The sequence below is a fragment of the Ruegeria sp. AM9 genome (genome assembly GCF_056540565.1).
On the sequence record NZ_JBQFWY010000051.1, the window covers coordinates 1 to 680 of the forward strand.

1 pseudogene is annotated in these 680 nt (G+C 66.2%); it reads left to right on the plus strand.

Features of this window, described 5'->3' with window-relative positions:
* Positions 1-680, plus strand: a pseudogene (locus ACR0DO_RS19525) (glycine dehydrogenase (aminomethyl-transferring)); the annotation flags it as partial.

A 680-nucleotide genomic window follows, 5' to 3' on the forward strand; every position in this document is an offset into this window, starting at 1 on the left:
ATGTCTGCCTGATCCCGACCTCGGCGCACGGGACCAACCCGGCCTCGGCGCAGATGGTGGGCTGGCAGGTTGTGCCGGTGCAATCGGATGACAAGGGCAACATTGACCTGAATGACTTCCGCGCCAAGGCCGAGAAGCATTCGGATCATCTGGCCGCCTGCATGATCACCTACCCCTCGACCCATGGCGTGTTCGAGACCACCGTGCAGGAGGTCTGCCAGATCACCCATGACCACGGCGGTCAGGTCTATATCGACGGCGCCAACATGAACGCCATGGTCGGCCTGTCGCGCCCCGGTGACATCGGCGGCGACGTCAGCCACCTGAACCTGCACAAGACCTTCTGCATCCCGCATGGCGGCGGCGGTCCCGGCATGGGTCCGATCGGCGTCAAGGCGCATCTGGAAGAGCACCTGCCCGGCCACCCGGAATACGGCACCGCTGTGGGTCCGGTCTCGGCGGCGCCCTTCGGCTCGCCCTCGATCCTGCCGGTCAGCTGGGCCTATGTGCTGCTGATGGGCGGCGCGGGCCTGACGCAGGCGACGAAAGTGGCGATCCTGAACGCCAACTACATCGCCGCACGTCTGGCCGAGGCCTACCCGATCCTCTACACCTCCGAGTCGGGCCGCGTGGCGCATGAATGTATCCTCGACACCCGTCCGCTGGACGCCGAGGCGCAT